Here is an 8767-nt window from a genome sequence, read left to right on the forward strand (position 1 = left end):
CATGAGCTTAGCCAAATGGTCAATTGAGAATAAGGTCATCAGTTGGATGTTTGCACTACTCCTGCTTATTGCCGGGGTGGTATCCTATTTGGGCTTAGGCCAACTAGAAGATCCTGAATTCACACTAAAAAAAGCCATGGTCGTGACCATGTACCCTGGCGCATCGCCACAACAAGTGGAAGAGGAAGTTACCTTCCCAATTGAAAATGCAATACAGTCTCTGCCCTATGTTGATTATGTTACTTCAATTTCTTCCCCCGGTAAGTCGCAGATCACCGTTGAGATGAAGAGTAAGTACCGTAAGAAAGACTTACAGCAGATCTGGGATGAGCTGCGCCGTAAAGTAAATGATCTCTCGCCGAAGCTACCGCCAGGTGTAATGGCACCAAGCGTTATCGACGATTTTGCGGACGTTTACGGTGAACTCTACGCGATCACCGGTGAAGGCTACTCGTATGATGAGCTAAAAGACTACGTTGACTTTTTGAAGCGTGAATTAGTGCTAGTAGAAGGTGTGAGTAAAGTCACGGTCGCAGGTGAACAGCAAGCACAAGTGATCGTCGAAATATCAACACAAAAACTGTCACAACTTGGCATTGCGCCTAGTTACATTTTCTCGTTGTTACAAGCTCAAAATACGGTTTCTAATGCGGGTAAAATACGAGTTGGAGATGAGTCTATTCGCCTGCACCCTACTGGTGAGTTTACAGACGTTTCTGAGCTAGAGGGTTTACTTATCTCAAAGCCAGGTGCCAAGGAACTCATTTATTTGGGGGACGTGGCAAAAGTGACACGTGAATATGCGGAGGTGCCGAATCATATTACACGTTTTGATCAAAAGCGTGCACTGCTGGTTGGGGTTTCTTTTACCTCTGGTGTAAATGTTGTTGAGGTGGGTAAAGAGATCGAACATCACTTACAGCAATTAGAATATCAGCGTCCGTACGGTATTACGATCAACACGGTTTACAATCAACCAACGGAAGTAGAAACCTCGGTTGACGGCTTCATCGTGAGCCTTATAGAGGCCATTGCCATCGTAATTATCGTTCTGCTTATCTTTATGGGTGTAAAGAGTGGTATTTTAATCGGCGGTATTTTGCTTATTACCGTGCTTGGTACTTTTATCTTTATGAAGATATTCGCCATTGATTTACAACGTATTTCATTGGGTGCTTTGATCATCGCATTGGGGATGCTAGTCGATAATGCCATAGTCGTGACTGAAGGCATTTTGATTAATATTAAACGGGGTCAATCTAAAATAAAAGCCGCTGTGAACATTGTTGAACAGACAAAATGGCCACTTCTTGGCGCAACCGTTATTGGGATCACTGCTTTCGCGCCAATTGGTTTAAGCTCAGATGCCAGTGGTGAATTTGCCGGTTCTTTATTTTGGGTGTTGTTAATTTCATTACTACTAAGCTGGGTAACGGCAATTACACTGACGCCATTTTTTGCCAATATGATGTTTAAAGGACCGAAGGAAAAGTCATCAGATACAAGCGATGAAGACGACCCTTATAAAGGCGTGATCTTCACCGTGTATAAATCGATGCTGACTTTCTGCCTTAAAAATCGCGCTATTACCATTATTTCTATGGCACTGCTATTAGTCGCTGCAGTTGTTGGCTTTAAATCGGTTAAGCAGTCTTTCTTCCCAGCTTCAAATACACCAATGTTCTATGTGGATTACTGGCATTACCAAGGAGCTGATATACGTAGCACGGCGCAGAATATTGAGAAAATTGAATCCTTTTTACTGGCTGATCCTATGGTTAACGAAGTAACGTCAACGATTGGGCAAGGTGCGCCTCGTTTTATGTTGACCTATTCGCCCGAAAAACAATACGACGCTTATGGCCAGTTAATTGTACGTGTAAAAGACCGAGAAGCAGTAGTGGCTATGATTGCCAAGCTTCGCGATTATGAGCTTGAAAATGAGCTAGACGGACGTCTCAAAATAAAACGTATGGAAATTGGTCCCTCAACCGATGCAAAAATCGAGGCTCGGTTTTCGGGGCCAGACCCTGTTGTGTTGCGCCAATTAGCTGAAGAAGCCAAGGATATTATCAGCCAAGACGAAAAAGCGTTTAATATTCGTGACAACTGGCGACAAAGAACCAAACTGATCCGTCCACAGTTTAATGAATTGAAGGCGCGTCGTTTGGGGATCAGTAAATCAGACTTAGATCAGTTGCTACTGACTTCGGTGTCAGGTAACAAAGTCGGGTTATATCGAGACGGTACGCAACTGTTGCCTATCATCGCACGCTCTCCCGAGGAAGAGAGACTCAATGTTGAGAACCTTGGTGACTTACAGATATTCAGTCCTGTTCTTAGCGTCTACGTACCAGTTTCACAAATCGTGGATGATTTTAGTGTCACTTGGGAAGATAGCCTGATCATGCGCCGCGACCGTAAACGTACCATCACGGTAATGGCTGATCACGACGTGATAGGTGATGAAACTCCAGCTAAGTTGTTTGCAAGAGTGAAGGCGGATATCGAAGCCATTGAACTACCCCAAGGATACGAGATGCAATGGGGCGGCGAGTATGAGTCGTCAAGCAAAGCGAAGAAAGCCATTTTTGGTTCTTTACCAATTGGTTATTTAGCGATGTTTATGATCACCGTATTGCTCTTTAACTCAGTGAAAAAGCCATTAGTGATCTGGTCTACCGTGCCACTTGCCATTATTGGGGTAACGGCAGGACTTGTATTACTACAAGCACCGTTTAGCTTTATGGCGCTGTTAGGCTTGCTTAGTTTATCCGGCATGTTGATTAAAAATGGTATTGTACTGATGGACCAAATCAATATCGAAATTGACTCCGGTAAGTCCCCTTACCAAGCGGTATTTGATTCTGGTGTGAGTCGTGTAAGGCCTGTATCTATGGCTGCTATCACAACCATACTGGGTATGATCCCACTATTATTTGACGTGTTCTTCCAATCAATGGCGGTCACCATTATGTTTGGTCTTGGTTTTGCGACCATACTGACGTTGATTGTATTACCGGTGTTACATTGCGTGTACTTTGGTATCGAACAACCAAAAGACTAGTTGAGTAACATCCACCTTCTTCGGAAGGTGGATGTTACTATCGCTTTCGTTGTTTATCTTTCACGTTTAATTGATAGGAGCGCTACTGCCACCAACTGTCTAGCTTATCTGCAACAAGCTCAGCCCTCCACCCTAACGCAAGATCGGGTTTCATCAGCAATAGCTTTTCTTCCGGTGATTTTTTCCACGACCAGCTGATCACCTGATTGATTTGTTTCTTCGAGGCAAACACGTCAACTGGAATATCGTTAGTTTTGGCGACGTCGGCGATAACCTGCTTGATATCCTTGCATGCTGCTTTGTAACCTTTAAAGTCGATAAGTCTTCTAACACGTTGTGGACAATTTTGTTCACTTACTTCTTTTGCTTTTTCTATACAGGCGAGAATTTCTTTACCAGAGCGATTGACTTCCATTGATTCAACACCTGGAACATTGCGTAAACTGCCCAGTGAGCTTGGACGACGTTTAGCAATCTCGACCATGTTATGTTCTTTAAGCACGAAATTTAGCGCTAAGTTTTTTTTCTCTGCTTTGGCTCTGCGCCACGCTGCAAGTTCTTTCAGGGTGGCAAGATCTCTAGGCTTGAGCTGCCATACGTTTTTGACATCAAGGTAAAGAACTTCATCTGGCTGGCGGAAACTTCGCTTTTGAGCGAGCAACTCACTTTCTTGAAGCACTATGTTAAATAGCTGCTTTTCATTTACTCGCGCCTGAATAGTCTCAAAACATGGTAGCAAATGATATACATCGGAGGCGGCGTAATCTAATTGGCTCTGAGTTAGAGGGCGGCGTAACCAATCTGTTCTGGATTCACTTTTGTCAATGTCTACGCCTCTAAGTTGCTTCACCATATTAGCAAAACCAATACAACTACCCTCACCTAACAACTGTAAAGCAAACTGGGTATCGAATATTGGTGATGGGATAAAACCTGCAAACTTTAGAAATACTTCGATATCTTCCGAAGGAGAATGGAGTACTTTTAAAACACTAGTATCGGAAAATAATGTCCAAAGCCTACTAAAATCTATATCGGCTAATGGATCGATAAGAGCAAGGTGGTTACCATCAAAGATCTGTAACAGAGCAATTTCTGGGTATAGGGTGCGGCGACGCATGAATTCGGTGTCGACGGCGAGCACTTTGGCTTTCGAAATAGACAAGACAAATTCATCTAGTGCTGTTTGGCTTTCAATAACTTGATACTGCACTGTTACTCCCATGCAATTTACATAACTAGCCATATCACGCTAGCTATAAAAAAGCCGGCTAGTGCCGGCTCTATTTGTTATTCTTTTAACGCTCTACGCAGTATTTTACCAACATTAGTCTTTGGCAGTTCATCTCTAAACTCAACTAGCTTTGGTACTTTATAGTTCGTTAGATTATCTCGGCAATGTGCAATTATATCTTTTTCTGTTAAAGATGGGTCTTTTTTAACAATAAAAACTTTAACTTGCTCACCACTAACTTCATGGGGCACGCCAACCGCTGCAACTTCTAATACGCCTTCGTGCATAGCAACGACTTCTTCGATTTCATTAGGGAAAACGTTAAAGCCGGACACTAAGATCATGTCTTTTTTACGATCAACGATGTAGAAGAAACCATCATCATCATAAGTGGCGATATCACCCGTTGCAAACCAGCCATCTTTTAAACATTCGGCGGTTGCGTCAGGACGGTTGTAGTAACCAGCCATCACCTGCGGGCCCTTCACACATAGCTCACCGGGCTCACCTTTAGGGGTTTCATTGCCATTGTCATCAACAATCTTAATGTCAGTGCTTGGTGCAGGTAAACCAATAGAACCGTTGTAGGCTTCAAGATCATGTGGGCAGATAGTAACCAGTGGCGCACACTCTGTAAGGCCATAACCTTCCATCAACTTTGATTTTGTAACCTTTTGCCAGCGCTCAGCGACAGGACGCTGTACAGCCATACCACCACCTAGAGACATTTTCAGGGTTGAAAAGTCGAGGTCGGCAAACCCAGGCGTGTTTAACAGGCCATTAAATAGCGTGTTTACACCGGTGATAGCGGTAAATGGCACTTTTGCCAACTCTTTTACAAAGGCGGGCATATCTCGTGGGTTAGTGATCAAGATATTGTGACCACCATACTTCATAAAGGTCAAACAGTTCGCTGTTAATGCGAAGATATGGTACAGCGGTAGCGCCGTGATAACGACTTCTTTTCCTTTAACTAATACTGTATCTAAACAGCCAGAAACTTGCTCTAGGTTTGCTACCATGTTGCCATGAGTAAGCATTGCGCCTTTAGATACGCCAGTTGTACCACCTGTGTATTGCAAGAATGCAAGGTCACTTAGCGCCACATCAGGCTTTTGATATTTTGTAGGAGCTGCTGCAATCACCTCTTTGAAAGGGATGGTACTTGGCAGGTTAAAGTCAGGCACCATTTTTTTAAAGTGCTTAACAACAAAATTCACCAAATGCTTTTTAAAGCCACCTAACATGTCACCAATTTCTGTCAGCACTACGTGTTTCACACTTGTTTTTGGTAAGGCCTGCTCCAGTGTGTGGGCAAAGTTAGCAAGAATAAAGATAGCTTTTGACTCGGAGTCATTTAGCTGATGCTCTAATTCGCGCACAGTGTATAGCGGATTGACGTTTACAACCGTACAACCAGCACGAAGTACACCTAAAATAGTGACTGGGGTTTGTAACAAGTTTGGCATCATGACCGCAACTTTATCGCCGCGGCCAAGCTTCAGTTCATTTTGTATATAACTAGCAACTGCTTTGGATTTTTCATCAACTTGCTGATAAGTCAGTGTCTTACCCATATTGGTGTAGGCAGGATACTGAGCATAATCTGCAAAACTTTTTTCAAATAATTCAAGCAATGAGTTGTAATGCTCTGGGTCGATAGTTTCAGGCATACCCTCTGGGTAGCGCTTAAGCCAGATTTTTTCCACTCTTAGCTCCTGTGTTCTCGTTATTTTTATATTCACCCTAAACCATAAACGATGTAAGGCACTTTAACAATTGAGCAAATACTCTAAAAACGCCATATTCCCACAATATCTTAGGATTTACAATCCAGATGCTGTTGAAACGTGGGCTTTAGCGCTCTTTGTGAACTTTTCTTTCCATGATTAGTTTATTCTTTACGCTCCTTTAGTTGTAAACGCTATTTTGTCGCGGTTTTGGTGTGTCTCAATTAGCTTATAGCAAATTTCTGGGTTTTCCATATGGCAATGGTGGCCGCCAGGTATTTTCTCAAGTTTAAGTGAATCGAAACATCCCTTAAATTGACTATATTGACTTACAATCATTTCATAGCCTTGTTCCGCCAATACCAACAAAGTTGGAATAGATATTCCATTAAGCGCTGATTTTGCCTGAGAGGCGGAATACCTAAATCCAGAGTGATGCTTTAGCCGTGGGTCCAATCTAAGCTGCACGCCATCAGTATGCAATTGGGTATTTCTCTTCATGATCAGCTCTGCTATTTCTATAGAAACATCACTAATTTTACTGCGCAGTTGCGCAAGTGTATTTATATCAGGATAAACCCTTGGTTCAGATTGTTTTAATTTATCCCGGGAATTAAATGCATTAATGAGCTGAATTTTTGTATCACTCTCTGAGGTACTCACAATCCCTATTCCCTCGATTAATACCAAAGATAAACAACGTGTTGGATAGCAGCTTGCAAACAAGTTAGCTATCATCGCCCCCATAGAATGACCAACAATATGGCACGTTTTGATCTGTGCTAAATCTAAAAAGCACTTTAAGTCATAGATATAGTCGATAAAGTAATAATAGGCATCGGCACTTTTCCAATCTGAGTGTCCATGACCTGGTAAGTCAAGTGCGATAGGCGTGTATTGTGTATCGCAAAATGGCGCAAACGGTACAAAGCTATTGCTGTTGTCTTGCCAGCCATGGAGGTAGATAACGGTTTGCTCTCCTTCTCCCCATCGTTGATAGGAGAATGGCCCGATTTTTTGTTCTTTTATCGCATATAGAGACATCGACGAATTCTTTTAGTGTTCATTGTACCATCATTGATTTATCATCTTACCGTGACATATTTGAACTTACTACTTTGATTTGTTGAAAATATTTTTAATTTGAACACAGCTACCTTTCGGGTATGCAAGTAGCGAGGTTCGAACAAAAAGCTTCTATTTAGGAAAGTACACGGGAATAACAATGAATTTCAAAACTAGCCTTTTGGCCTCATTTGTTGGATTAGTATTTGCGGCTCCGACACTGGCTGCTCCAAAAAACATTATTTACATGATTGGCGACGGTATGGGGCCGGCTTACACAACGGGTTACCGTTATTTTAAAGATGACTCTTCTACGAAAGTGGTTGACCCAACGATTTTTGACTCTATTTTGGTCGGTATGGCGCATACCTACCCAGACGACGACACAGTTGTAACAGATAGTGCAGCTGGCGCAACCGCCTTAAGTACAGGAACTAAAAGCTATAATGGCGCAATTGCGGTAGATACCCATAAAGAACATCTGGAAACAATGCTTGAAGTAGCGAAAAGAAAAGGTAAAACAACCGCACTTGTGGCAACATCGCAAATCAATCACGCAACACCTGCAAGTTTCGCGTCTCATAATGAATCGCGTCGTAACTATGACGATATTGCTAATGATTACATAGACAATAAAATCGCAGGAAAACTACCAGTAGATCTTATGCTTGGTGGTGGCACTAAATACTTCATTCGTGAAGATAGAAATCTAGTTAATGAATTTAAAGACGCAGGTTATCAGTACGTTGATGCTTTATCTAAGCTTGAAACGCTAAATAAAATTCCTGCGATTGGTCTGTTCGCGGAAGTAGGCCTGCCATTCGCAATTGATGAAGAGCCTCTGCGCCTAACTAAAATGACTAAAACGGCGCTATCATTATTGGAAAATCAAAATGATAAAGGCTTCTTCTTAATGATTGAAGGTAGTCAGATTGACTGGTGTGGACATGCTAATGATATCGCTTGTGCTATGTATGAAATGGACGACTTTGCAGAGTCAATTAAGCTGGCAAAGGACTTTGTTGATAACAATCCAGACACTATCTTGGTGATCACAGCAGATCACTCTACCGGTGGATTAACGCTTGGTGCGAATGGTCAGTATCGCTGGGAACGTGATGTGGTCGCTAATGTGAAAGGTTCAGCGGGCGAGATTGCGAAAGCACTTGCAAAGGCAAAAGACGTTAAAGCAACGTGGCAAGAGCTCACTGGACTTGAGTATGACAGTGCGACTGAACTAAAAGTAAAAGAAGCACTTTCACAGGGTTCGAAGGCGCTTAGTGTTGTCGTAAAAGAGGCTATTAGTGATGCATCTTTCACTGGTTGGACAACGGGTGGTCACACCGCTATCGATGTACAAGTGTTCGCCCATGGTAAAGGTAAAGAAGCCTTCATTGGCTCGCAAAATAATACTGCAATTGCGGATAAACTGATTGGATTTATTAAAAAGTAGAAATCTTTATCTATTATTCCACATAAAGAAGGTCAGCATTTGCTGACCTTCTTTATTTTACAGTGTTTGAAGAGATAATATACCAATTAGCCTTAATACTTGCTCAATCTGAAGGAGCAAATCTGACGCTAACGGCGTTAAAAATTTCTCATTTAGAACAACTAAATAGCAAAATTTTTGCCTAGTTATCTACAAGATTTTCTCGCCTCAAAATAGAT

Annotated in this window: 5 protein-coding genes; 2 read left to right on the forward strand and 3 right to left on the reverse strand. The window is 42.2% G+C overall.

Annotated features, from left to right (window positions below; genetic code table 11):
* Position 1 precedes the first annotated feature (1 nt).
* On the forward strand, positions 2-3067 hold the full coding sequence (locus CWC03_RS15115; RefSeq protein WP_138582598.1) for an efflux RND transporter permease subunit: 3066 nt from the start codon (positions 2-4) through the stop codon (positions 3065-3067).
* An 82-nt stretch (positions 3068-3149) separates the two neighbouring features.
* Here the strand turns inward: CWC03_RS15115 and rnd are convergent, their stop codons facing one another.
* The 3 genes from rnd to CWC03_RS15130 all read right to left on the reverse strand — a co-directional run bounded on the left by rnd (position 3150) and on the right by CWC03_RS15130 (position 7075).
* The gene (rnd, locus tag CWC03_RS15120; protein WP_138582599.1) at positions 3150-4280 is read right to left on the reverse strand and encodes a ribonuclease D; all 1131 of its coding nucleotides are present in this window, start codon (positions 4278-4280) and stop codon (positions 3150-3152) included.
* A 77-nt stretch (positions 4281-4357) separates the two neighbouring features.
* Positions 4358-6010, reverse strand: a complete 1653-nt coding sequence (fadD, locus tag CWC03_RS15125) for a long-chain-fatty-acid--CoA ligase FadD (RefSeq protein ID WP_138582600.1) — start codon at positions 6008-6010, stop codon at positions 4358-4360.
* A gap of 192 nt (positions 6011-6202) precedes the next feature.
* Positions 6203-7075, reverse strand: coding sequence for an alpha/beta fold hydrolase (locus tag CWC03_RS15130; protein WP_138582601.1), 873 nt, complete (start codon positions 7073-7075; stop codon positions 6203-6205).
* Between the two features lie 181 nt (positions 7076-7256).
* Here CWC03_RS15130 and CWC03_RS15135 point away from each other — a divergent pair, with 181 nt between their 5' ends.
* Positions 7257-8549 carry an alkaline phosphatase gene (locus tag CWC03_RS15135; protein ID WP_138582602.1) on the forward strand — a complete coding sequence of 431 codons (1293 nt, stop codon included), beginning with the start codon at positions 7257-7259 and terminating at the stop codon, positions 8547-8549.
* Positions 8550-8767: the final 218 nt, after the last annotated feature.

The sequence above is a fragment of the Pseudoalteromonas sp. S2755 genome, from assembly GCF_005886535.1.
Classification (GTDB): Bacteria; Pseudomonadota; Gammaproteobacteria; order Enterobacterales; family Alteromonadaceae; genus Pseudoalteromonas.